Source organism: Marinobacter sp. UBA2498 (assembly GCF_002341575.1).
Lineage (GTDB): Bacteria > Pseudomonadota > Gammaproteobacteria > Pseudomonadales > Oleiphilaceae > Marinobacter > Marinobacter manganoxydans.
The window spans coordinates 4,402-5,044 of sequence record NZ_DDOI01000034.1; the positions used below are offsets into that span (position 1 = coordinate 4,402).

Annotated in this window: 1 protein-coding gene; it reads left to right on the forward strand. The window is 60.5% G+C overall.

What is annotated here, in order from left to right; all coding sequences use genetic code 11:
* On the forward strand, positions 1–643 hold a 643-nt coding region (locus tag B2W52_RS03475), incomplete at both ends, for a diguanylate cyclase (protein WP_286801305.1).

A 643-nucleotide genomic window follows, 5' to 3' on the forward strand; every position in this document is an offset into this window, starting at 1 on the left:
GCGCGGACGCCGGCGACGCCCTGTTGAGGCATGTCGCCGACACACTCCGTAAGCAGAGCGAATCCCGATTCTCGGAGTCCCACGTTGGCCGGATCAGCGGCAATGAGTTTGCGGTGCTCATCAATAACATCAGTACAGAAGACTGCCTGGATTTTGCAGAGTCCCTGCGGCGCAACTTCGAGCAACATGTGTTCCGGCATGGGCAGGCGGAATATCGGGCAACCGTCAGCATCAGTATCCGGCCGGTAACCGGGGCGGGACAGTCACCTGGCGACCTTCTCAATCTTGCGAGCCTCTCGCTTAAAGCAGCCAAGAAGCTGGGCGGGAACCGGATTGAACTGGCCCGGGAAAACCGGGACCAGTCCGGGCTCGGCACCCCCCAATGGGTCACCGAAATAGACCGGACCATCCGTGATGGCAGCCTCTACCTTCGGGCCCAGCCCATCGTTGCCCTCGAACCGGAAGACGGCGAAGGCACGATGTACGAACTCTTGCTCGGCCTGAAAGACAGTGCTGGCAAGGAGATCTCGCCCCAGGGCTACATCGAGGCAGCCGAACAGTTCAAACGCAGCACACGGGTTGATTTGTGGGTCATTTCCGAGGTGCTGACGTGGATGCGTGATAATCCCGAGGCGCTCGCCAG